General features: G+C 68.1%; 21 protein-coding genes and 1 riboswitch. Of the genes, 15 read left to right on the top strand and 6 right to left on the bottom strand.

Going from position 1 to position 22,233, the window contains the following annotated elements; translation table 11 throughout:
• Window positions 1-34 precede the first annotated feature (34 nt).
• From E1261_RS26785 to E1261_RS26755, 7 genes are all read left to right on the top strand, one after another.
• Window positions 35-526: a bifunctional nuclease family protein gene (locus E1261_RS26785; RefSeq protein WP_132411198.1), complete on the top strand. Its 492-nt coding sequence runs from the start codon at window positions 35-37 to the stop codon at window positions 524-526.
• A gap of 213 nt (window positions 527-739) precedes the next feature.
• Window positions 740-1,336, top strand: coding sequence for a MerR family transcriptional regulator (locus E1261_RS26780; RefSeq protein WP_165952668.1), 597 nt, complete (start codon window positions 740-742; stop codon window positions 1,334-1,336).
• 21 nt (window positions 1,337-1,357) lie between these two features.
• Window positions 1,358-1,448: riboswitch (glycine riboswitch) on the top strand.
• 94 nt (window positions 1,449-1,542) lie between these two features.
• Window positions 1,543-4,374: an aminomethyl-transferring glycine dehydrogenase gene (gene gcvP / locus E1261_RS26775; protein ID WP_132411194.1), complete on the top strand. Its 2,832-nt coding sequence runs from the start codon at window positions 1,543-1,545 to the stop codon at window positions 4,372-4,374.
• A 39-nt stretch (window positions 4,375-4,413) separates the two neighbouring features.
• Window positions 4,414-5,715 (top strand): serine hydrolase domain-containing protein, encoded by a 1,302-nt coding sequence (locus E1261_RS26770; RefSeq protein ID WP_132411192.1) that lies wholly within the window; start codon window positions 4,414-4,416, stop codon window positions 5,713-5,715.
• 88 nt (window positions 5,716-5,803) lie between these two features.
• Complete coding sequence (locus E1261_RS26765) at window positions 5,804-7,384, top strand: IucA/IucC family protein (RefSeq protein WP_420814028.1); 1,581 nt, start codon at window positions 5,804-5,806, stop codon at window positions 7,382-7,384.
• A gap of 90 nt (window positions 7,385-7,474) precedes the next feature.
• Window positions 7,475-8,137, top strand: coding sequence for a class I SAM-dependent methyltransferase (locus E1261_RS26760; RefSeq protein ID WP_132411188.1), 663 nt, complete (start codon window positions 7,475-7,477; stop codon window positions 8,135-8,137).
• Window positions 8,138-8,263: 126 nt separating this feature from the next.
• Window positions 8,264-8,683 carry a DUF805 domain-containing protein gene (locus E1261_RS26755; protein WP_132411186.1) on the top strand — a complete coding sequence of 140 codons (420 nt, stop codon included), beginning with the start codon at window positions 8,264-8,266 and terminating at the stop codon, window positions 8,681-8,683.
• A 49-nt stretch (window positions 8,684-8,732) separates the two neighbouring features.
• Here the strand turns inward: E1261_RS26755 and E1261_RS26750 are convergent, their stop codons facing one another.
• Both E1261_RS26750 and E1261_RS26745 read right to left on the bottom strand, forming a co-directional pair.
• On the bottom strand, window positions 8,733-10,139 hold the full coding sequence (locus E1261_RS26750; protein ID WP_132411184.1) for a metallopeptidase TldD-related protein: 1,407 nt from the start codon (window positions 10,137-10,139) through the stop codon (window positions 8,733-8,735).
• Window positions 10,136-11,653, bottom strand: coding sequence for a TldD/PmbA family protein (locus E1261_RS26745; RefSeq protein WP_238176440.1), 1,518 nt, complete (start codon window positions 11,651-11,653; stop codon window positions 10,136-10,138). Before E1261_RS26745 ends, E1261_RS26750 begins: the two co-directional genes overlap by 4 nt.
• A 62-nt stretch (window positions 11,654-11,715) precedes the next feature.
• On the opposite strand from E1261_RS26745, the gene E1261_RS26740 reads away from it, so the two are divergent.
• Genes E1261_RS26740 through E1261_RS26730 form a run of 3 tightly spaced genes read left to right on the top strand, consistent with a single transcriptional unit; the run spans window position 11,716 to window position 13,580 of the window.
• Entirely contained in the window at window positions 11,716-12,261 is a 546-nt protein-coding gene (locus tag E1261_RS26740; protein WP_238176439.1) for an RNA polymerase sigma factor, read from the top strand.
• Window positions 12,258-12,914 carry a hypothetical protein gene (locus tag E1261_RS26735; protein ID WP_132411180.1) on the top strand — a complete coding sequence of 219 codons (657 nt, stop codon included), beginning with the start codon at window positions 12,258-12,260 and terminating at the stop codon, window positions 12,912-12,914. The genes E1261_RS26740 and E1261_RS26735 overlap by 4 nt, the downstream gene beginning before the upstream one ends.
• Before the next feature lie 21 nt (window positions 12,915-12,935).
• Entirely contained in the window at window positions 12,936-13,580 is a 645-nt protein-coding gene (locus tag E1261_RS26730; RefSeq protein ID WP_132411178.1) for a hypothetical protein, read from the top strand.
• Between the two features lie 4 nt (window positions 13,581-13,584).
• Here E1261_RS26730 and E1261_RS26725 read toward each other — a convergent pair whose 3' ends face one another.
• Window positions 13,585-14,583 (bottom strand): TerC/Alx family metal homeostasis membrane protein, encoded by a 999-nt coding sequence (locus tag E1261_RS26725; RefSeq protein ID WP_132411176.1) that lies wholly within the window; start codon window positions 14,581-14,583, stop codon window positions 13,585-13,587.
• 10 nt (window positions 14,584-14,593) lie between these two features.
• The gene (locus tag E1261_RS26720; protein WP_132411174.1) at window positions 14,594-15,454 is read right to left on the bottom strand and encodes an alpha/beta fold hydrolase; all 861 of its coding nucleotides are present in this window, start codon (window positions 15,452-15,454) and stop codon (window positions 14,594-14,596) included.
• Window positions 15,455-15,600: 146 nt separating this feature from the next.
• Between E1261_RS26720 and E1261_RS26715 the strand changes: the two genes are divergently transcribed.
• From E1261_RS26715 to E1261_RS26695, 5 genes are read left to right on the top strand one after another with little or no spacing between them, the layout of a single operon-like run.
• Window positions 15,601-16,530, top strand: coding sequence for an ABC transporter permease (locus tag E1261_RS26715; RefSeq protein WP_132411172.1), 930 nt, complete (start codon window positions 15,601-15,603; stop codon window positions 16,528-16,530).
• A gap of 1 nt (window position 16,531) precedes the next feature.
• The gene (locus E1261_RS26710; protein WP_132411170.1) at window positions 16,532-17,530 is read left to right on the top strand and encodes an ABC transporter permease; all 999 of its coding nucleotides are present in this window, start codon (window positions 16,532-16,534) and stop codon (window positions 17,528-17,530) included.
• Complete coding sequence (locus E1261_RS26705; protein ID WP_132411168.1) at window positions 17,523-18,521, top strand: ABC transporter ATP-binding protein; 999 nt, start codon at window positions 17,523-17,525, stop codon at window positions 18,519-18,521. Before E1261_RS26710 ends, E1261_RS26705 begins: the two co-directional genes overlap by 8 nt.
• Window positions 18,518-19,495 carry an ABC transporter ATP-binding protein gene (locus E1261_RS26700; RefSeq protein ID WP_132411166.1) on the top strand — a complete coding sequence of 326 codons (978 nt, stop codon included), beginning with the start codon at window positions 18,518-18,520 and terminating at the stop codon, window positions 19,493-19,495. The genes E1261_RS26705 and E1261_RS26700 overlap by 4 nt, the downstream gene beginning before the upstream one ends.
• Before the next feature lie 9 nt (window positions 19,496-19,504).
• The gene (locus E1261_RS26695; protein WP_132411164.1) at window positions 19,505-21,181 is read left to right on the top strand and encodes an ABC transporter substrate-binding protein; all 1,677 of its coding nucleotides are present in this window, start codon (window positions 19,505-19,507) and stop codon (window positions 21,179-21,181) included.
• Here E1261_RS26695 and E1261_RS26690 read toward each other — a convergent pair whose 3' ends face one another.
• Together E1261_RS26690 and E1261_RS26685 are read right to left on the bottom strand one after the other, a co-directional pair.
• Window positions 21,182-21,679: a phosphatase domain-containing protein gene (locus E1261_RS26690; protein ID WP_202875045.1), complete on the bottom strand. Its 498-nt coding sequence runs from the start codon at window positions 21,677-21,679 to the stop codon at window positions 21,182-21,184. It lies immediately after the preceding gene.
• The coding region (locus E1261_RS26685) for a GNAT family N-acetyltransferase (protein ID WP_420814026.1) at window positions 21,672-22,233 on the bottom strand (562 nt) is incomplete at its 5' end. The genes E1261_RS26690 and E1261_RS26685, both read right to left, overlap by 8 nt.

Here is a 22,233-nt window from a genome sequence, read left to right as displayed (position 1 = left end):
GGCTTCGGGGTGGTGGGCGGAGTAGGGTTGAGGTGTGCGCGAAGTCGACGTAGTCGGAGTCCGGGTCGAGATGCCCTCGAGTCAGCCCATCGTGCTGCTCCGGGAGGTCGGCGGGGAGCGGTATCTGCCGATCTGGATCGGTGCGGCCGAGGCGAGTGCGATCGCGTTCGCCCAGCAGGGGATGGAACCACCCCGGCCGCTGACCCATGATCTGTTCGCGGAGACGATCCGGGTGCTCGGGCACACGCTCAGTCAGGTCCGGATCGTGAACCTGACCGACGGGGTGTTCGAGGCGATCCTGGTCTTCGACGACAAGACCGAGATCTCGGCCCGCCCGTCGGACTCGATCGCGATCGCGCTCCGTACCGGCACCCCGGTGTACTGCACCGAGGAGATCCTGGCCGAGGCCGGGATCCCGGTCCCGGAGAGCGAGACCGGCGCCGACGAGGTGCAGGAGGAAGAGGAGGTCGAGCGGTTCCGCGAGTTCCTCGACCAGGTCACACCCGAGGACTTCGACAAGACCTGAGACGCTTCTGGAGGCTCCCTAGGAGCAAGACCGGGAAGGTAACGATTCGTGTGGGAGTCGCGACACGCTAGCGGCTCGATGCGGTTGTCGTTGACCCTCTCAGGTCGGCGGCTTACCGTGAAGGAGTCGTGGGGCACCGTTACTCCACGGAGATGACTCGTTCCAGTAGGTATTCAGGGAGGCTCAGGCGTGACACGCACCGGCGACACGGATCTGACGGCGCAGTCGACGTCCGAAGCACGCGCCGAGGCGGCGATCACGGCCGGCGTTCAGGGCCTGCTGTTCGAGGACGACCTGCGGCCGATGCCGGAGGATGTCGGGTTCCGTGGACCGACCGCCTGCGCCGCCGCCGGTATTACGTACCGTCAGCTCGACTACTGGGCCCGCACCGGCCTGGTCTCGCCGTCGGTGCGCCCGGCGACCGGCTCGGGCACGCAGCGGTTGTACGGTTTCCGTGACGTTCTGTTGCTGAAGGTGATCAAGCGGCTGCTCGACGCCGGTATCTCACTGCAGCAGATCCGGACCGCGATCGCCCACCTGAGCAAGCGCGGGATCGACGACCTGACCCAGATCACGCTGATGAGTGACGGCGCGTCGGTCTACATGTGCACCTCGCCGGACGAGGTCATCGATCTGCTGGCCGGTGGCCAGGGAGTCTTCGGCATCGCCCTCGGCGGTGTCTGGCGTGAGGTCGAGGGTTCGCTGTCCGAGCTGCCGACCGAGCGTGCCGACGGCCACGGTGAGGGTGACGGCGAGAGCCACGCCAGCGACGAGCTGGCTGCCCGCCGCCGGGCCCGCATGACCGGCTGAGGTAGTCTGCTCAGTAGCTGTTCACCGCACTCGGGAGAGACCCGTGCAAGTCGGGCGCCGAAGGGGCAATTCCTCCCCGGAACCTCTCAGGCCCATGGACCGGGTGCGTCAGGCGACTCTGAAGCGTGCACTCGTGCGTGACAGAGGGGGAGGCCCCCGGAAGCACTGCCACCACCTGGAGTGCAGCTAGCAACGGAGCCTCTGTGATGACGGAAATTTCAGCAATCTTCGCCGACCGGCACATCGGGCCCCGCCCCGACGAGGTCGCGCGGATGGTCGAACTTCTCGGGTACGCCGACGTCGACGCGCTCGCGGATGCCGCCGTACCGGCCTCGATCCGGTCCACCGAACCGCTGCGGCTCCCGGAGCCGGCCTCCGAGGTGGATGCGCTCACCGAGCTGCGCCAGCTGGCGGCCCGCAACAACGTCGCCACCTCGATGATCGGGCAGGGCTACTACGGCACCTTCACCCCGTCGGTGATCGTCCGCCGCCTGGTCGAGAACCCGGCCTGGTACACGGCCTACACGCCGTACCAGCCGGAGATCTCCCAGGGCCGGCTCGAAGCGCTGCTGAACTTCCAGACCGTCGTGTCCGACCTGACCGGTCTGCCGACCGCGAACGCGTCGCTGCTCGACGAGGGCACCGCGGCCGCCGAGGCGATGACGCTGGCGCACCGGTCGAACCGCAAGAGCAAGTCGAACCGCTTCCTGGTCGACGCGGACTGCTTCGCGCAGACGATCGCGGTCGTCGAGACCCGCGCCGAGGCGCTGGACATCGAGGTGGTTGTTGCCGACACCACCGATGGTCTGCCCGAGGGTGACTTCTTCGGCTTCCTGGTGCAGTACCCGGGGTCCGGCGGTGCTGTCCGCGATCTGAAGCCGCTGATCGCCGCCGCGCACGAGCGCGAGACGCTGGTCGCGGTCGCGTCCGACCTGCTCGCCCTGACGGTGCTCGAGGCACCGGGGGAGGCCGGCGCCGATATCGTCATCGGCTCCTCCCAGCGCTTCGGCGTCCCGCTCTTCTACGGTGGCCCGCACGCCGGCTTCATGTCGGTCCGCGCCGGCCTCGAGCGGTCACTGCCCGGCCGGCTGGTCGGTGTGTCGGTCGACGCGGACGGCGCCCCGGCGTACCGGCTCGCGCTGCAGACGCGTGAGCAGCACATCCGTCGCGAGAAGGCGACCTCCAACATCTGTACGGCGCAGGTCCTGCTGGCCGTCGTTGCCTCCATGTACGCCGTCTACCACGGACCGGACGGGTTGCAGGCGATCGCCGCCCGCGTGCACGACTACGCGGGCAAGCTGTCCGCGTCGCTGCGCGCCGGTGGCGTCGAGGTCGTGCACGGCGACTTCTTCGACACCGTGCTGGCTCGCGTCCCCGGTGCCGCCGCCGACGTCGTCGACGCCGCCCGGCAGAACGGGATCTGGCTGCGCCAGGTCGACGCCGACCACGTCGGTATCTCGTGTGACGAGAAGACCGATGTCGCCGCGCTGACCCGGGTCTGCCAGTCCTTCGGCGTCCAGTACGACGACACGCTCGCGGCACCCGAGATCGCCGTACCGCGGACGTCGGAGTACATGACGCACCCCGTCTTCAACACGCACCGGTCCGAGACGTCGATGCTGCGCTACCTGCGCAAGCTGTCCGACAAGGACTACGCGCTCGACCGCGGGATGATCCCGCTCGGCTCGTGCACGATGAAGCTGAACGCGACCACCGAGATGGAGCCGGTCACCTGGCCCGAGTTCGCCGACATGCACCCGCTGGCGCCGATCGAGGACGCGGCCGGGTACGTGAAGCTGATCGGTCAGCTGGAGCGCTGGCTGGCCGAGGTCACTGGGTACGCGAAGGTCTCCATCCAGCCGAACGCCGGCTCCCAGGGTGAGCTCGCCGGTCTGCTCGCGATCCGCGGCTACCACCGCGCGCAGGGCAACGCGGACCGCAACGTCTGCCTGATCCCGGCCTCGGCCCACGGCACCAACGCCGCCTCGGCCGTGATGGCCGGGATGAAGGTTGTTGTTGTCAAGGGCAACGACGACGGCACGATCGACCTGGATGACCTGCGTGGTAAGGCTTCTGAGCACGCCGAGAAGCTGGCCGCGATCATGATCACCTACCCGTCCACCCACGGGGTGTACGAGGAGAGCGTGACAGAGGTCTGCCGGATCGTCCACGACCACGGCGGCCAGGTGTACGTCGACGGCGCCAACCTGAACGCGCTGCTGGGTCTCGCCAAGCCCGGGCAGTTCGGCGGCGATGTCAGCCACCTGAACCTGCACAAGACCTTCTGCATCCCGCACGGTGGTGGCGGCCCGGGCGTCGGCCCGGTCGCGGTCGCCGCGCACCTCGCGCCGTACCTGCCGAACCACCCGCTGCTCGACCAGGCCGGCCCCAAGTCCGGTGTCGGTCCGATCAGTGCGGCTCCGTTCGGATCCGCCGGCGTGCTGGCGATCTCGTGGGCCTACATCCGGATGATGGGTGGCGAGGGCCTGACCGCGGCCACGAAGGCCGCCGTACTGACCGCGAACTACGTCGCCAAGCGCCTCGAGGGCGCCTTCCCGGTCCTCTACACCGGCGAGAACGGCCTGGTCGCCCACGAGTGCATCCTGGACCTGCGCCCGATGACCAAGGAAACCGGCATCACCGTCGACGACGTCGCGAAGCGCCTGGTCGACTACGGCTTCCACGCGCCGACGATGTCCTTCCCGGTGGCCGGCACGCTGATGGTCGAGCCGACAGAATCCGAGGACCTCGGTGAACTCGACCGCTTCTGCGACGCGATGATCGCGATCAAGCACGAGATCGACCGCGTCGCAGCCAGCGAATGGCCGGCCGACGACAACCCCCTCGTCAACGCCCCGCACACCGCAGCCTCGGTCATCAACGACAAGTGGGAGCACGCCTACACCCGCGAAGAGGCCGCCTTCCCGCAGTCCGTCGACCGCGCCTCGAAGTACTGGCCCCCCGTCCGCCGCATCGACGGCGCCTACGGCGACCGCAACCTCATCTGCTCCTGCCCGTCGCCGGAGTCCTTCGAGTAATCGGCACGTCGGTCGACCGCACGAGGCATACTCGTGCGGGTGACCGACGTACGTGCAGAGACCGCCGCCGCCCTGACCGCCGGGATCGCAGCTGCGCAGAGCGAGACCAGAGTGCCCTCGTTGACTGCTGGTGTGGTGCGGGATGGTGAGCTGGTGTGGAGTGGTGCCCGTGGACGGTTCGCCGATGCGGGCGGGCTCGCGCCGGGGCCGAATGTGCAGTACCGGATCGGCTCGATCACGAAGACGCTGACCGCCGTGCTCGTGATGCAGTGCCGCGACGAAGGGCTGCTCGCGCTGAATGATGCCGTGGGCAAGCATCTGCCGGGGATCGCGTTCGGCGACCGGACCGTGCGGCACCTGCTTGCGCACAGTGGTGGGATGAACGCGGAGCCCGAGGGGCCGTGGTGGGAACGCAATCCTGGGGTCTCGTTCGACGAGCTGGTTGCGGCGATGGACGAGTCGCATGCGGCCGGTCCGGCCGATCGGCGGCACCACTACTCGAACCTCGGCTACGCGGTGCTGGCCGAGATCGTGGCGCGGGTGCGCGGCGAGTCCTGGCTGGACCAGGTGCAGCGGCGCATCCTCGACCCGCTGGAGATGGCCCGTACGTCGTACTTCCCGTTCGGCGCGGCTGCCCAGGGGTACTCGGTGCACCCGTTCAGTGGCCAGCTGATCGAGGAGCCGGCCTACGACTCGGGTGCGATGGCTCCGGCCGGGCAGTTGTGGAGCACGGTCGAGGATCTGGCGAAGTACGCGAACTTCTGGATCGATCCGGTCAGTGAGGTGCTCAGCCGCGACACCGTCGACGAGATGTCCGCGCCGGCGGCTGCGGATCCGCGCGAGGCACTGACTGCGTCGTACGGGCTCGGATTGCGGTTGATTGCCGACGACCCCTATCTGCTGATCGGGCACACCGGTTCGATGCCGGGCTTCCTGGCCGGGCTGTTCGTCGATCGGGTGCGCCGGATCGGTGCGGTCACGTTGGGGAACGCGACGTACGGGACGGTTGCGTCGCTGGCGCCGGAGCTGATCAGCACGCTGGTCCGGCACGAGCCGGTGCTCGCGCGCGAGTGGTTGCCGGAGCCGCAACTCGAGCAGGGCAACGAGTTGCTCGGCCACTGGTATTGGGGGAACACGCCGCTCACCATCGCGGTCAGCGGTGGCGTCCTGCAACTGTCGGGCGCGATGAGCTGCCGTTTCACACCGCTGGGGCCTGACCTGTATCAGGGGCGTGACGGGTACTTCGCGGGAGAGCGGCTCCGGGTGGTCCGCTCCGCGAGCGGTGTCGACCATCTGAACCTGGCGACCTTCACTCTCACCAGGACGCCGTACGGCGAGTGACGATGACCACGTGGAGTCAGCTGGTCACCGGAGCCGTTTGAAGTTAGGCTCACCTAAGTAAGCGTTGCCTTACTTCAGGGAGTGCGTGTTGACCTCGACCGAGACGGCCGTCGCGGCGCATCTGAACGCGATTCTGCGCTGCTACACGCGGGAAGCTGCGGTACCGGTGACCACCGGGCTGCTGCGGCTGGCCGTCGGCGCATCGACGGTCACAGCGCGCGTCGAGCATGCTTCGCGGAGCGGCTGGCACCAGTTCACCGAGATCCTGGTGGACGGTGTCCCGCCGGCGCCCGAGGAGCTGGTCCGGCTGCTATCGGCCGGCACGGACCCGGCCGAGCTCGACGACCTGGTGGCGCGCACGGCCGAGTCGGTTCGCAACGTCGCCTACTTCGTCGACGCGGGCGGGGCCGACCGTGGCCCGGGCCGCTTCCTGGAGATCGAGCAGGCGTTGCTGTTCGGTCAACTGAACCACCCGGCACCCAAGAGCCGGGACGGATTGAGCGGTGCCGAGCTGGCGAGGTACTCGCCGGAGCTCGGTGGCTGTTTCGCGGTGCACTGGTTCGAGGCCGACACCGAATTGGTGTCCTCGGACCAGGTGGCCGGCGCGCCCTCGCTGCAGGGACTGGACGCTGTGCAGCTGATGGGCGCGCTGGCCGGTATCACTCCGTCGGCGGGCCGGGTGCTGATCCCGGCTCACCCTTGGCAGGCGGCGGCGCTGCGGCAACGGCCGCGGGTCGCCAAGCTGCTGGAGGAAGGCCGCGTGAAAGAGCTCGGCCCGCACGGCGCGCAGTGGTACCCGACCTCGAGCATGCGCACGCTGTTCCACCCGGATCTGCCGGTGATGCTGAAGCTGTCCCTCGGTCTGCGCATCGCGAACTCACGGCGTGAGTCGACCCCGACCGAGCTCCGCCGTGGCCTCGAGGTCTACCGGTTGCTCGACGCCGCCTACAACGCCGGTACGGCGACCGCGCACCCGCGCTTCATCATCGTCCGGGATCCGGCATGGATTGCTCTCGACGAGGGTGGACCGACATTGACCGGTCTGGACGTTGCTGTACGAGAAGTGCCGAGTGACGTCAACAGTTATGCATGCTTGGCCGGACTGGTCGCGCCACGACCGGACGGCATCAGCCGCCTCAGTGAATTCGCGGCTGATGATCCGGTCGGCTGGGTGGCGTCGTACATCGACAATGTCCTGATCCCGATGCTCCATCTGTACGCCGAGACCGGCATCGGACTGGAAGCACACCAGCAGAACACGCTGGTCCGCCTGGACGGCCTTGGCCGTATCAAGGGTGGCGCATACCGCGACAACCAGGGCTACTACCTCGCGTCGTCACACCTGCGCGGACTGCTCGCTGTGACCGGTCTGCGCGACTCCGCGCTGGCTGTGGTCGACGACAACACAGTGGATGACCGCCTGACCTGCAACCTGCTCTACAACCAAGCGCTGGCCGTAGTGGGCTGTCTGGCGGCAGATGGGGTTGCTGACGAGGCGGAACTACTCGCTGTAGTTCGCGACCGGCTCATCCTCGCGCTGCCGCTCCTGCAGGCTGCCGGGCCGGACGGTGACCGCCTTGCGCGCCGCTGGCTGACCGCGGACACCCTGCCCTGTCAGGCGAATCTCTCCACTGTCTACCTGAATATCCCGAACCCGCTCACTGCGTGACAGCTGGGGGTTACCCCGGTCTTTATGCCCTGTAGGCTGGCGCGGTCTGCCGATCGTCCAGACCGGCGTGACGACCACGGGGAGCAATACATGAACACTGGACACGTCGAGCTCGCACGGGCTCAGCAGGAACGGTGGGAGACCGCTTACGCGCGGCAGCCGCAACTGCACGGAGCGGAGCCGTCGGCAGCGGCGCACTGGGCAGCGGAGACCTTTGGTGCCGCAGGCATCGATGACGTTCTCGAACTCGGTGCGGGGCACGGCCGGGACGCGCTTTTCCTGGCCAGGCAGGGATTCAGCGTCCACGCCACCGACTTCAGCGAGACCGCGCTCGACCAGTTGCGGCAGCAGGCACAACGCGAAGGTCTCGACGACCGCGTCACCGCCGCGCTGCACGACGTCCGCGATCCGCTGCCGCCGGCCGACGCCACGGTGAACGCAGTCTTCGCGAACCTGCTGCTGAACATGGCCTTCACGCCCGAAGAGCTGCGCGGACTGGTCGGCGAGATCCACCGCGTCCTGCGCCCCGGCGGCCTCTTCGTGTACGCCGTCTGGTCCGCCGACGACCCCTGCGCGGCGAACTGGCAGGAGCTGGGCGGCGGACTGTCCGTGCACGACGGCTTCGCCGGCCGCTTCTTCGACCGCGCCCGCCTGGACGAGCTGACCAAAGGCTGGCAGGCGATCGACACCACGCCGTACGCCGAAGGCCCGAAACCGCACCGGATGTGGCGGGTCACGGTCGCGAAAAGGTGAAGTTCGCTCGAAGTACGGCGCGTCACGTTGCAGTGTGATCACCGAAGGGTGACGGTGCATTGACGACGCCGGGCAGGTCCGACAGGCTCTGTCCGCGCCTCACCTTTCGAGCATCGGAGTTCAGTAATGCAGTGGTTCCTGGCGGTAGTCAAGCAGTATGCCGTGTTCTCCGGACGAGCCCGGCGCAAGGAATACTGGATGTACACGCTGTTCTGGGCGATCGGCTACATCGTCCTGGGGATCATCGACCAGATCCTCGGCACGGCCCAGAAGAACACGTTCGGCGGTTTGCTGGCCGGCCTGTTCAGCCTGGCGCTGCTGCTGCCGTCGATCGGTGTGGCCATTCGCCGCATGCACGACACCGGACGCAGCGGCTGGTGGATCCTGATCAACCTGATTCCTTGTGTCGGCGGGATCTGGTTCATCGTGCTGGCTGCCGGTGACGGCAACCCGGGCGACAACCAGTACGGTCCGGACCCGAAGGCCGCCGAGCGCGGCTTCGGTGGGCCGGCTGGTCCCGTTGAGCCGGGCTACCCGACGGTCTGACGTCAGCAGAACGCCCCGCGAACCTTTCGAGGTTCGCGGGGCGTTTTCGTCAGCTGGCCTGGCTGACGCTGGACATGTTGAAGTCCGGGATCAGCAGCGGCGGGGTGGCCGTTCGGGAGAACTCGTCACCCCACTCGCGGGAGAACGACGGCACGGTCGCGCCGGCCGCGCCGATCCGCGACAGCAGGTCGACCGGGCTCTCGTTGAAGCGGAAGTTGTTGACCGCACCCGTCACCTCGCCGTTCTCGACCAGGTAGACGCCGTCGCGGGTGAGCCCGGTCAGCAGTGAGGTCTGCGGGTCGACCATCCGGATGTACCAGAGGCACGTCAGCAGCAAGCCGTTCTCCATCCCGGCCACCAGGTCGTCCGTCGTACCGGTGGCGCCGTCGACCGACAGCACGTAGTTGTCGATCGGGGGAGCGGGAGTCGTGGCGCCGATCAGGTCGGCCGTGTGCCGGCTGGTCATCAGCGTCTCGAGCTTGCCGTCGCGGATCCAGTCGGTCGCGGACAGCGTGAGCCCGTTGTCGAACACGCTCTGCGAAGCACCCGACGAGCGGGCGACCGCGAACGGGAACGTCTCCAGGCCAGGCAGATTCGGATCCGACCGCAACTGCACTGGCTTCGACGACAGCGTCTCGCCGACCCGCGTGCCACTCGGCGGCTTCGCGAACACACTGCGACCCTCGAACGCCTGCCGACCGTCCAACTGCCAGAACAGGTACGTCGTCAGGTCGGCCACCGCAGCCGGCGGCAGCACGGTGGCGTGGCGACCGGGGTCGACGGCAACTGTCCGCGAGGCCCAGCCCAGTCGCCGAGTGAGCTCGGCATCGAGGGCCAGCGGGTCGATGTCGGTGAAGTCGCGCGTCGCTGCACCGGCCCACGCGGACTGGCTCAGGTCGCCGGACTTGCCGGTCGAGCTCACGAAACCGCGCGGCAGGGCCTGGCGAAGACGCAGTCCGGCGGACGAACCGACGTACAGGGTGGTGACCTCGTGGTCGGCGAATCCGTAGAGCCAGCGGCTCTCGTTGGTGGCCCGCTGCAGGGTCTCGCCGAGCGCCGGGGCGAACTTCTCGTAGACGGTGACCGAGGTTTCTTCCGGCTCGTCGTCCCAGTCCGGGCTGGTGGTGCCGTCGACCAGCGGTCGTGCGTCCTCGGCCGGTGTGGCGGCGCGCGCGGTCGCGACCGCGGCAGAGACCTGCTGACGCAGCGATTCGTCGGTGACCGCGGTCCGGCTGACCACACCGGTCGCAGTGCCTTCACCGGCGCCGACTGTGGCGATCACGGTGACGTGCGAGCCGCGCATCGCGCCGTTGGTGGTCAGGGTGTTGTTGGCCCAGCGCAGGTTCGCACTGGAGGTTTCGGCGACGATGACCACGCAACCGTCGGCCCCCTCGGCCGCGGCGAGCGCGAGCCCGCGCTCGACGGTGTCCTGCGGGGTGAGCTGAATGGCGGTCACCGGCCGGCCTCCTGCGTGGTGTTGAGAATGCGGACGCCCCGGAACAGGGCGGACGGGCAACCGTGACTGACGGCACCGGACTGCGCGGGCTGAGCCTTGCCGCAGTTCAGTGCGCCGTGCAGGACGTAGGTCTCCGGGCCGCCGACCGCCTCCATCGAGCCCCAGAAGTCGGTCGTGGTGGCCTGGTACGCGATGTCGCGCAGCTGACCGTCCAGCTTGCCGTTGGTGATCTTGTAGAACCGCTGGCCAGTGAACTGGAAGTTGTACCGCTGCATGTCGATCGACCAGGACTTGTCGCCGACGATGTAGATCCCGTTCTGCACCCGGCTGATCAGCTCCTCGGTGGAAGGGCCGTCTGGAGCGGGTTGCAGGGACACGTTGGCCATCCGCTGGATCGGGATGTGGCCGGACGAGTCGGCGTACGCGCAGCCGTTGGAGCGGGCGGTGCCGAGGAGTTTCTCGTTCACCTTCGCCATCCGGCGGTCGACCTGATACCCGACCAGTACGCCGTCCTTGACCAGATCCCACTGCTGCCCGGCGACCCCTTCGTCGTCGTACCCGACCGTGGAGAGGCCGTGCTCGGCGGTCCGGTCACCGGTGACGTGCATGATCGGCGAGCCGTATTTCAGGTTGCCGAGCTTGTCGGTGGTGGCGAAGCTCGTGCCGGCGTAGTTGGCCTCGTAGCCGAGCGCGCGGTCGAGCTCGGTGGCGTGGCCGATCGACTCGTGGATCGTCAGCCACAGGTTGCTCGGGTCGATCACCAGGTCGTACACCCCGGCCTCGACACTCGGCGCGGCCATCTTCTCGGCCAGCCAGCCCGGGATCTGCGCGAGCTCGTCGTCCCAGTCCCAGCCGGTGCCAGTCAGGTACTCCCAGCCGCGGCCGGCCGGCGGCGCACAGCTCGCCATCGAGTCGAACCGGCCGGTCTCCGCGTCCACCGCGAAGGCGGTGATGTCCGGGCCGATCCGCACCCGCTGCTGCGTGTACGACGTACCTTCGGTGTTCGCGTAGAACTTGCACTCGTGGACCGAGGCGACATGCACACTCACGTGCGCGACGCCGTCCGCCTTGAGCAGCCGGTCGCTGTAGTCGGTGAGCAGCGCGACCTTCTCGGTCCGCGGCACGCTGAACGGGTCGATCTCGTACGACGAGATCCAGCTGACGTCGTCGTACACGGGCTCGTCGGCGAGCTCGATGATCTCGGCGTTAATCGGCCGCGAGACCTGCGCCATGTGCACCGCCTGCTCGGCCACCTGGACCGCTTCGTCGGTGGTCAGCGCCACCCCGGCCGCGAAACCCCAGGTGCCCTGGTGGACGACACGCACCGCGAGACCGAGGTCCTCGCCGTCGCTCGCGCTCTCCAGCACACTGTCGCGGAGGGCGATCGACTCCGACCGGATCCGCTCCAGGCGGAACTCGGCGAAGGTGGCCCCGAGGTCCCGGGCCCGCTGCAGAGCGGCCTCCGCGAGCTCATGCCGGGGCAGGGCAAGGAACGACTCATCGATGTCTGGCACGATCCCGACCCTATACAGCGGAACCGACAGACCGGCTGCGGTGTAGTGACAATGACCAGAAGGTGCCAGGAGGTTCGATCAGCACGACGGACGAGGTAGCGATCCTGGCTCGGGTGCGTAGTGGTGATTCCGCCGCGTACGGCGAGCTGGTGCTGCTGCATGCCCCGATCGCGAAGCGTACGGCGGTGTTCCTCGGAGCCGGTGCGGATGCCGACGACGTGGTGCAGGAGGCGTTCGTAAAGGCCTACCGGGCGCTGGGTGGTTTCCGGAGCGAGGCCGCGTTCCGGCCGTGGCTGTTGCGGATCGTCGCCAACGAGACGCGGAACTGTCTGCGGTCGCGTTCGAGGCGCAGCCGGCGGGAAGAGATCGCTGCGCCGCCGGACGTCGTACTGGATCCGGCCGACGAGGCGGTGTCGCTGGAACGGCGGGCAGAGCTGCTGAGCGCCGTACAGGCTCTGCCGGAGCCGCAGCGGCTGGTGGTGACGTGCCGGTATCTGCTGGAGCTGGATGAGCAGGAGACGGCTGCTGTGCTGGGCTGGCCGCGTGGGACCGTCAAGTCACGACTGCACCGAGCACTGGAGCGTCTACGGAAGGAGGTACGACCATGAACCTGGATGACGAGCTGCGGGCGTTGGGGCGCTCGGCTGTTGTACCTCCGGTGGACCCTGAGCTGACGGCCGCGGTGCTGGCGCGGGTGGCCGACGTACCGGCGCGTCGACGGCTGCGGGACCGGTGGCGGGCGTTCCTGGCCGGACTGTGCGTGCTGCTGGCCGGTCTGGCGCTCACACCGCCAGTGCGGGCGACTGTGGCCGAGTGGCTGCGGATCGGGGGAGTGGAGGCCCATCCAGTCGGCACTGGTCCCAGTACGGCGCCTCCTGTGCCCGGAGTGTCGGGCAACCTGTCTCTGGAGGAGGCTGCGCGGGTCGCAGGGTTCACTCCGGCTCGACCTGTGGTGTTGGGTGCACCTGCTGGTGTTGAGGCGTCACAGGGGTTTGTGGCGATGAGCTGGGACGGCGTGCGGCTGGAGCAGTTCCAGTCGGCGGTCGAGCCGTTCTACTGGAAGAAGTACTACAGCGAGCTCGAGTACGTGCCTACCGTTGATGGCTACTGGTTCAGCACACCGCATGAGCTGCTGCTCGTCGACAAGCGAGTGGTGCGCATTGCCGGCCCCACGCTGGTCTGGGAGCGCAGTGGCATCACCTACCGCCTGGAAGTCGCCGACAAGGCACGTGCGATTCAGCTGGCGACCGGAACCTCCTGACCTGCTGCGGTGTATCCGGGTATGGTCCGACGCGCTCTTGCCCTGTTCGCCACGCTCCTTGTCGTGGCCGCCCTCACCACGATCCCCGCCGCAGCGGGCGGTCCCACCAGCGTGCTGCTCAGTGCGCCTCCGCACCTGGTCGCCTTCGGGTACGACGATCCGCAGTACGCCGAGCTCCAGAAGCTCACGAGCGTCGACGGCACCCGCGAGGACCCCGGTACCGAGCAACACGAAGTCGGTGCGTTTGTCCGGGCCACCTGGCTCATCCACGACATGTCCGTCTACCGCCTCGACGTCATCTACCCCGACGCGCCCGGCGGCCCCTGGATCGCCACCACTGAAGTCTCGGATGGCTCCAGCACCGCCCGTCCGACCTGGCACCGCGCTACTGACCCGGTTGCCCTCGTCAAGCTCCTCAGCGGTCTGAAGCTTCTGCCCGGCCTCCGCAACGGCGAGCAGCCCAGAGGCGGTCCCACCGGTCTCTCACAATCCCAACCGACTACCGAACCCCCTGCTGTAACGCCGTCGGCTGCGGAGATCACCGCGCCAGGTTTCTTCACCGGCTGGCGCTGGCTGCTGCCCGGCGCACTCCTCGGCGCCCTACTCACCTGGGCCGCCACGCGCTTCCTCCGCCAACGCCGCTGGGACCTCATCGACGCCGAATGAGGAGCTACTCCTCGGAGGTTTTGTGGTGGCCGGTCAGGGAGCCGGCGTGGGCGACGGCGGTCGGGTCGTTGCGGGTCTTGACGAGGCTGGCGACGACCACGATCACCAGGATGCCGATGATCACGCTGAGGCTGACCGGGGTGGAGACCTCCGGGACGGACTTGTGGATGTCGACGTGTCCCCAGTGCAGGATCAGTTTGACGCCGATGAAGGCGAGGATGATCGCCAGGCCTGCCGACAGGTACACGAGCCGGTCGAGCAGGCCCTTGACCAGGAAGAACAGTGCGCGCAAACCCAGCAGGGCAAAGGCGTTGGCGGCGAAGACGATGTAGGCCTCGTCGGTGACCCCGAACACGGCCGGGATCGAGTCCAGCGCGAACAGGAGGTCGACGCCGCCGATCGCGACCAGGACGACGAACAGCGGGGTGACCACCTTGCGGCCGTCGATCCGGGCCGTCAGCTTGCCGCCGACGTACTCCTCGCTGACCGGCAGCACGCGGCGCGCGGTCTTCACGATCACGTTGTTCTCGACATCGGGATCCTCGTTGCGGTGCCGGAACAGCTGGACCGCGGTGTAGAGCAGCAGCAACCCGAAGATCAGGAACATGAACGAGAACAGCGACAGCAGGGTCGCGCCGAGCGCGATGAAGATCGCCCGCATGACCAGTGCGAGCACGATGCCGAAGGTCAGCACCTTGTGCTGGTGCTCCTCCGGTACGGCGAACGTGGTCATGATGATCACGAAGACGAACAGGTTGTCGACCGACAGACTCTTCTCGACGATGTAGCCCGCGAAGTACTGCGCGCCGAAGTCACCGCCGTACTGGCTCATGAACCACAGGCCGAACGCGATCGCGACCAGGACGTAGAAGACCGACCAGGCGGCCGCCTCCTTGAATCCGACCCGGTGCGGGCGGAGCGCCGCGAGCAGTAGGTCCACCGCGAGCAGTACGACGATCAGTCCGATCGTGATGGCCCATGTCGTTCCACTGAGCTCGAGCATGGTGCTGAGCCTACCGACCCGCACCAGTTGCGTTTGTTGCACCCCGCAACCATTCGAGAATTTCCCGGTACGCCGCGGCCGGCGGCACGTGGCCCCCGGCGTACTGGATGGATTCGGCGGCTGGCATCGCCTCGGTCAGCAGCACTGCGTGCGTCCTGGCTCGTTCGTCCGAAGTGCCGTGCCAGATGGTGGTCGGCACCCGGACGTCGGTCAGGTTGAATCCCCACGGGGTGCCGAATGCGATGTTGTCGTCGAGGCAGCCGTCGACACTTCCGCTACCGAACGTTGCGGTCAGGCGGGCCATCGCGGCGTCGTCGTCGCGCGCAGGCGGCCCTGGCGGGGAGCCCGGCGCGGGCGGGAACTCGGGCCCGCCGGCCGCGACCGCCGCCATGATCTGCTCGGCGCCCTCCGCGAACCGCGCGCGGAACCGGGCCGGGTCGTGCACGGCCAGCCACGCCGTCAGGCTCTGACGCGGGTCGCTCGCTTCGTCGTCCTCGGTCGGCTCGGGGCCGTCGGTGGTCAGCGGGGCGATCCCGCCGACCACGGCACAGCAGGTGATCCGGTCGGGCAGAAGTGCGGCACAGGCGAGCGCGTGCGGCCCGCCACCGGAACCACCTGTGACGGCGAACGTCGACCAGCCGAGGTGATCGGCCAGGTTGGCGACATCGGTGGCCGCGTCGGCCACCGAACGACCGGGCTGCCGGGGAGAACCGCCGTACCCGGGACGGTCGGGAATGACCATCCGGAGGCCGGTGGCTTCGATGGATTCGACCACGTCCGGCCGTTTCCAGCGGGTGCTGGGGGAGCCGCCGAGCGACATCACCGGAAAACCGTCGGTGGGGCCGTAGAGGGTGTACTCGAGCAGCTTCATGTGCGGACAGTAGCCGGGCGAAGGGACGTAAACGAATCCAGAGTTACCGAGTCGAGATTCTCAGGATTCAAGATGGGCCGGGCGTGGTGGGAGGATGCGGCCTAGCTTGTGTCGGCTGTTCGAAAACAACCTCGTCGGGAGTGCGTGTGAGTTCGTCGGTTGCCGGGGCCGTCTCGCCTACCCGGCAGGCGCTGCATCGGGTACGACGGGACCGGAGTGCCCGTGTCGGCCTGGGACTGGTCGTCGCGCTGATCGTGGTCGCGGCGGCGTCCCCGTTGCTGGTGAAGCTGTCCGGGCAGGACGCGTTCACCTACCACATCGACCTTCTCGATCCTGCCCGCGGCAACGCTCCGCAGGGGTCGTTCGGTGGGGTCAGCGGTGAGCACTGGTTCGGCGTGGAGCCGCTGACCGGGCGGGACCTGTTCTCGATCGTGGTGCTCGGGCTGCGGACGTCGCTGACGATCGCGATCGTGGTCACCGTCGTCACGACGGTGATCGGGACCCTGCTCGGGATCACCGCGGCGTACGTCGGTGGCTGGTTCGACGCGATCCTGTCCCGGTTGCTGGACTTCCTGTTCGGGTTCCCGCAGCTCGTCTTCATGATTGCCCTCGGCATCATCGTGCCGGCCAAGGTGCCGAGGACGGTGCTGCTGATCGGCGTCCTGAGCGTCTTCGGGTGGGCCGGGCTCGCCCGCCTGATCCGGGCGCAGGCACGTTCGCTGGTCACCCGCGAGTTCGTCGAGGCGGCCCGCAGCGTTGGTTCGTCCGGCTGGTGGGTGATCACCCGCGAGCTCCTGCCGAATCTGCTCGGCCCCGTGCTGGTCGTCGCGACGCTGTCGATCCCCGGCTATATCGGTGCCGAGGCCGCGCTGTCCTTCCTGGGCGTTGGCGTCCCACCGCCGACACCGAGTCTCGGCCGCTCGATCTCGGACTCGATCGCCTGGGTCTACACCGGCACCGATCCGTGGTTCATGGTCTTCCCCGGGATCGCGCTGTTCGTCGCCGTACTGGGCTTCACGTTGCTCGGTGACGGCGTCCGCGACGCGTTCGACGTACGGCTGCGGAGGACGCACTGAGATGCCCGACATCCTGTGGTTCATCATCCGGCGGCTGCTGGCGACGGTGCTGGTCATGCTGGCGCTCAGCCTGGCCGTCTACCTGATCTTCTACGCGATCCCGGCCGACCCGGCCCACCTGGCCTGCGGCAAGCCCTGTACGCCGGATCGCCTCGAGCAGGCGCGTCATTTCATGCAGCTCGACCAAAGCACGATCCAGCAGTACCTGAACTTCCTGAAGGGGATTTTCGCCGGCCGGACATTCGGTGAGGGCGCGGCCGCCGTGCACTGCAACGCACCGTGCTTCGGGTACTCGTTCCCCCTGGCGCGCCCGGTCACCACGCTGATCCTCGACCGGTTGCCGGTGACAGCGTCGATCGCGGTCGGAGCCGCCGTACTGTGGTTGATCATCGGCGTCTCGCTCGGCGTGGTCGCCGCGCTGAACCGGGGCCGCCCGCTCGACCGGCTGGCCGTCGGGGTGGCGCTGATCGGTGTGTCGACGCCGTCGTTCCTGCTCGGCCTGCTGGCGATCCTGGTGTTCGGGTTCTGGCTGAACATGGTCCCGGTCAACGGCTACGTTCCCTTCTCCGAGAGCCCGGTCGACTGGGCGTGGCACCTGGTCACGCCCTGGCTGGTGCTCGCGGTGCTGCAGGCGGCGTCGTACATCAGATTGACCCGGGCGCAGATGCTCGAGGAGCTGAATCTCGACCACATCACCACTGCGCGGGCGAAGGGCGCGGGTGAGGCGCGGGTCGTCGTCACGCACGGGCTGCGCGGTGCGCTGGTGCCGATCGTGACGCTGTTCGGGCTGGACCTCGGTGGTCTGCTCGGCGGCGCGATCCTGACCGAGAAGGTCTTCAGCATGCAGGGACTCGGCGAGTTGCTGATCAGCGCGGTCGGGCAGCTGGACGTTGCCGTGGTCGTCGGGGTCACCCTCTTCTCGGCGTTCCTGATCATCGTCGCGAATCTGGTGGTGGACATAGTGCACGGAGCGCTCGACCCGAGGGTGAGTCATGGCTGAGCCGGTGCTGGAGGTTCACGACCTGCGCGTCACCTTCGATACGGAGGGTGGCCTGGTCCCGGCTGTCGACGGCATCGACTTCTCGGTCGCGGCCGGGCAGACACTGGCGATCGTCGGCGAGTCCGGTTCGGGCAAGAGCGTCAGCTCGGCGGCCGTGATGGGCATCCTGCCGTCGAACGCCGAGGTCAAGGGCGAGGTCCTGCTGGACGGCCGCGAGCTGGTCGGCCTGCCCTCGGACGAGCTGCGCAAGATCCGCGGGAACGACATCGCGCTCGTCTTCCAGGACGCGCTGTCCGCCCTGAATCCGTACTACACCGTCGGCTGGCAGGTCGCCGAGGCATACCGGCTGCACCACGACGTCTCGAAGAAGGCCGCGTTCCAGCGGGCGATCGAGCTGCTCGACAAGGTTGGCATCCCGGACGCCGCGCGGCGGGCGAAGAGCTACCCGCACGAGTTCTCCGGGGGAATGCGGCAGCGGGTCGTGATTGCTATGGCTCTGGTGAACGACCCCCGAGTGCTGATCGCCGATGAGCCGACGACCGCCCTCGACGTGACCGTCCAGGCCCAGATCATGCAGCTGCTGGCCGACGTACAAGAAGAGTTCGGTACGGCGCTCGTCCTGATCTCGCACGATCTTGGCGTGGTCGCCGAGGTGGCGGACGACGTACTGGTCATGTACGCCGGTCGTGCCGCCGAGCGGGGGACTGTCCGGGATCTGTTCCACCGGGCCGCACACCCGTATTCGCTCGGGTTGCTCGGGGCGATGCCGCGGATCGACGTACCGCCGAGGCCGCGGCTGACCACGATTCCCGGGTCGCCGCCGTCGCCGGGGTCGATCAAGACCGGCTGCCCGTTCCAGCCGCGGTGCGCGTACACCGAGCGGGTCGGCGAGCGCTGCATCACCGAGCGGCCCGAGCTCACGCCGCGTCCCGGCGAGGGTGACCACGAGGCTGCGTGCCATCTGGGCCGCCGGCCGGAGGCGGTCGTATGAGTTCCGCAGAGCTGCTGCGCCTCGACGGCGTGCGGAAGTACTTCGGGTTGCGTGGAGCGCCGTGGAGGACGGGGCAGACGGTCAAGGCCGTCGACGGGGTCAGCTTCGTGGTCCGCAAGGGCGAGACGGTCGGGCTGGTCGGCGAGTCCGGTTCGGGGAAGTCGACGTTGGCGCGGGTCGCGACTCGGCTGCTCGATCCGACCTCTGGCCGGGTCGAGATCGGTGGCAAGGACGTGACCCGGTTCCGCGGCCGGCGGTTGCGGCCAGTTCGCCGTACCGTCCAGATGGTCTTCCAGGACCCGCAGGCCTCGCTGAACCCGCGGCAGTCGGTCGGCACCATCCTCAGTACGCCGTTCCGCGCGCAGGGGACCCGGCCTACGCGGGCCCAGCTGATCGAGTTGCTGCACAAGGTCGGTCTGTCCGAGGAGCACCTTGAGCGGTACCCGCACGAGTTCTCCGGCGGTCAGCGGCAGCGGATCGGCATCGCCCGGGCGCTCGCGGTCAGCCCCGACCTGCTGATCTGCGACGAGCCCGTCTCGGCGCTCGACGTCTCCGTGCAGGCCCAGGTGCTGAACCTGCTCGCCGATCTGCGCGACGAGCTCGGTCTCTCGTACGTCGTCGTCGCGCACGACCTGGCCGTCGTTCGGCAGGTGGCGAGCCGGGTCGCGGTGATGTACCTCGGCACGATCGTCGAGGAGGGGCCGTCCGACCAGGTGTACGCGGCGCCGGCCCATCCGTACACGAAGGCCCTGCTCTCGGCGGTGCCCGTCCCCGAACCCGGGGTGACGCGGGACCGCATCGTGCTGACGGGCGACGTACCGACACCGATCTCACCACCGTCGGGATGCCCGTTCCGGACCCGCTGTTACAAGGCCGAAGACGTCTGTGCCACTACTCGACCGGTCCTCGAACCCGTCAACGGCCAGACTGAGCATCGCGCCGCCTGTTACTTCCCCGAGCCCCCACCCTCCTGAGAGGACACGATGAAACACATCACCCGAGCGGTCGCGGTCGCGGCCGTCCTGGCGTTGGCGGCCACCGCCTGCAACGCCAACGACAAGTCCGGTCCGAGCGGTGGTGGCTCATCGGCGGCCGCCGAGGCGGGCGGCACGCTGCAGTTCCTGAGCACCAGCAAGGAGATCAACTTCGACCCGGCCAAGAGCCAGAACCTCGGGACGAGTGCGATCCACCTGATCCTGCGCGGGCTGACGGCGTGGAAGACCTCGCCGGACAAGGCCACCGAGCTGGTCCCGGACCTGGCCACCGACACCGGTCAGGTCAGTGACGGCGGCAAGACCTGGACGTACAAGCTCAAGCCGGGCCTGAAGTACGCCGACGGTTCGACGATCGTTGCCGCCGACATCAAGTACGGGATCGAGCGCTCGTTCGCACCGGAACTGTCCGGTGGCCTGGGCTACCACAAGTCGCTACTGGTCGGCGGCGACAAGTACACCGGCCCGTACAAGAACGCGTCGCTCGCGTCGGTGGAGACGCCGGACGACACCACGATCATCTTCAAGCTGAACAAGGCATTCGGCGACTGGCCGTGGATCGCCAGCATGCCGGCCTTCTCGCCGGTGCCGAAGAAGGCCGACACCGACCCGGCCCACTATGGCGAGAAGCCGATGGCCAGCGGTCCGTACCAGGTCAAGTCGTACCAGCCCGGCTCGAAGCTCGAACTGGAGCGCAACCCGAACTGGGACAAGGCCAGCGACCCGGCCCGTACCGGCCTGCCGGACGCCTTCGTCTGGCAGATGGGGCTGGAGGCCAACACCGTCAACCAGCGCCTGATCCAGGACGCGGGCGACGACAAGACCGCCGCCGCGACCGGCGTCAGCATCCCGGCCGCACTGATCCCGACCGTGACCGGCAACCCGGCCGTCAAGGCGCGCGTCGCCACCTCGCCGTCCGGTGCGCTGCAGTACTTGGCGATGAACAACAAGCGCGGCCCGCTGGCGAATGTTGAGGTCCGTAAGGCGATCCAGTACGCCGTCGACAAGCAGGCGGTCCAGGTAGCAGAGGGCGGACCGGAGTTCGGCGGTGAGATCGCTTCGACGCTGATCACGCCCGGCATCGAGGGCTACACGAAGTACAACACCTACGAGGCGTCGCCGGCGGGCGACCCGGAGAAGGCCAAGCAGCTGCTGGCCGCGGCCGGGGTTTCCAACCTGCGCCTCACGATGGTCGCGGACAACGCCACCGGTCTGTCGGTCGCGCAGGCGATCCAGCAGGGCCTCAAGCGGGCCGGCATCACGGTCGACATCAAGCCGCTGGACAGCGAGCCGCTGAGCGACCTGATCACCGGCAACAAGCCGGACTACGACCTCACCGTGTCGAGCTGGCTGCCGGACTTCCCGAGCGCGATCGGCAACATCCAGCCGCTGTTCGCGACCTCGGAGATCGGCAACGGCGGGTACAACATCTCCCGCTACTCCAACCCGGCGGTCGACACCGCGATCAACGCGGCCACGGCCGAGCCCGACAAGGCCAAGGCAGCCGCCGCCTGGGCCGCGCTGGACAAGCAGATCATGAACGACGCCCCGCTCGTCCCGCTGCTGTACGCGCGCAACGCGTTCCTGCACGGCTCGAAGGTGCAGAACTTCTACCTGCCGCCGTACCCGCCGTACCCGAACACGCTGATCATGGGCCTCAGCAAGTAGTTAGGTCCGGCCTTCTTTTTCCTGGGCCTCGAAGAGGGTCGGCTGGGTCTCGGCATCGAGTCCCCAGTCGGCCCTCATCACTGTGTACCCGGCCTTCTCGGCCACTGCGCACACCTTGATGTCGTCGTCGACCAGTACGGCGATCGGTCGTTCTGCGGAGAGTTTTGTGAGCCGGTCGAGTTTCATCTGGGCTCCGGCGCGGCGGTCGGTGTTCCGCCGCATGTAGACCGTGCCCTCGGGGAAGCCGTTGTCCTTCAGCCACTTGAGCGTGTCGCGTCTGAGGCGCTCCGGGCGGCCGGTCAGGTAGACGATCTCGTGGTCGGCCGCGAGCGTCGTCGCAACGGCCAGCCCTTCGTCCAGCACGGCGTCGTTCTTGGCCTCCGCGAAGAACGAGTCCCAGTCCTTCGGCTTGCGCTCCAGGTAATGGATCCGCCGGCTCGTGTCGGACAAGGTCGCGTCGATGTCGAGTACGGCGTACGGGCGTTGGTCGTCAGGCACGATCACGAGTTTCCCAGGTACGGCGGTCGATCGCGTACTCGACCTCACCGAACTCGGTCCCCGGCAACGGATCCTCGAACTGCTCATGGAAGAGCCGGGTGAACCGAAGCCCCGACCGCCGCATCACCGCCCGCGACCTGTGATTGACCGCCATCGTGTCGGCGACCACCCGATCCATGCCGAGCTCGGCGAACGCGTAGTCGATCAGCATCCGCGTCCCCTCGGTCGCATACCCCTTACCCCAGGCCTTGCGATTCAGCCGATACCCCACATCCACCGTCCCGGCCTCCGCAGTCGGCTGCAACCCGAACCACCCCACGAACGCCCCGCCGTCCTTCACCTCGGCCGCGAACGTCCCCAGCCCCGGATGCTCGTCGTACACCCTGAGCATCCCCGGCAACACCTCCCGCACGATCTCCTCCCGCGGCGTCACCTCCCCGGTCAGAAACCGCATCACCTCCAGATCCGAATCCAGCTCGGCAAGCAGCCCAACATCCTCATCCGTAAACCGCCGCAACTCCAGCCTCTCCGTCTCCACCCCGCCACCCTCCCAC

This window comes from Kribbella albertanoniae, from assembly GCF_004348455.1.
Classification (GTDB): domain Bacteria; phylum Actinomycetota; class Actinomycetes; order Propionibacteriales; family Kribbellaceae; genus Kribbella; species Kribbella albertanoniae.
This window is presented reverse-complemented; position numbering and strand designations above follow the sequence as displayed.

Bases quoted from the DNA above. Each gene is read 5' to 3' on its own strand.
- E1261_RS26705 (WP_132411168.1), top strand. From the start codon at position 17,523: ATGGCTGAGCCGGTGCTGGAGGTTCACGACCTGCGCGTCACCTTCGAT.
- gcvP (WP_132411194.1), top strand. From the start codon at position 1,543: ATGACGGAAATTTCAGCAATCTTCGCCGACCGGCACATCGGGCCCCGC.
- E1261_RS26735 (WP_132411180.1), top strand. From the start codon at position 12,258: ATGAACCTGGATGACGAGCTGCGGGCGTTGGGGCGCTCGGCTGTTGTA.
- E1261_RS26760 (WP_132411188.1), top strand. From the start codon at position 7,475: ATGAACACTGGACACGTCGAGCTCGCACGGGCTCAGCAGGAACGGTGG.
- E1261_RS26720 (WP_132411174.1), bottom strand. From the start codon at position 15,454: ATGAAGCTGCTCGAGTACACCCTCTACGGCCCCACCGACGGTTTTCCG.
- E1261_RS26730 (WP_132411178.1), top strand. From the start codon at position 12,936: ATGGTCCGACGCGCTCTTGCCCTGTTCGCCACGCTCCTTGTCGTGGCC.
- E1261_RS26710 (WP_132411170.1), top strand. From the start codon at position 16,532: ATGCCCGACATCCTGTGGTTCATCATCCGGCGGCTGCTGGCGACGGTG.
- E1261_RS26700 (WP_132411166.1), top strand. From the start codon at position 18,518: ATGAGTTCCGCAGAGCTGCTGCGCCTCGACGGCGTGCGGAAGTACTTC.
- E1261_RS26755 (WP_132411186.1), top strand. From the start codon at position 8,264: ATGCAGTGGTTCCTGGCGGTAGTCAAGCAGTATGCCGTGTTCTCCGGA.
- E1261_RS26725 (WP_132411176.1), bottom strand. From the start codon at position 14,583: ATGCTCGAGCTCAGTGGAACGACATGGGCCATCACGATCGGACTGATC.
- E1261_RS26695 (WP_132411164.1), top strand. From the start codon at position 19,505: ATGAAACACATCACCCGAGCGGTCGCGGTCGCGGCCGTCCTGGCGTTG.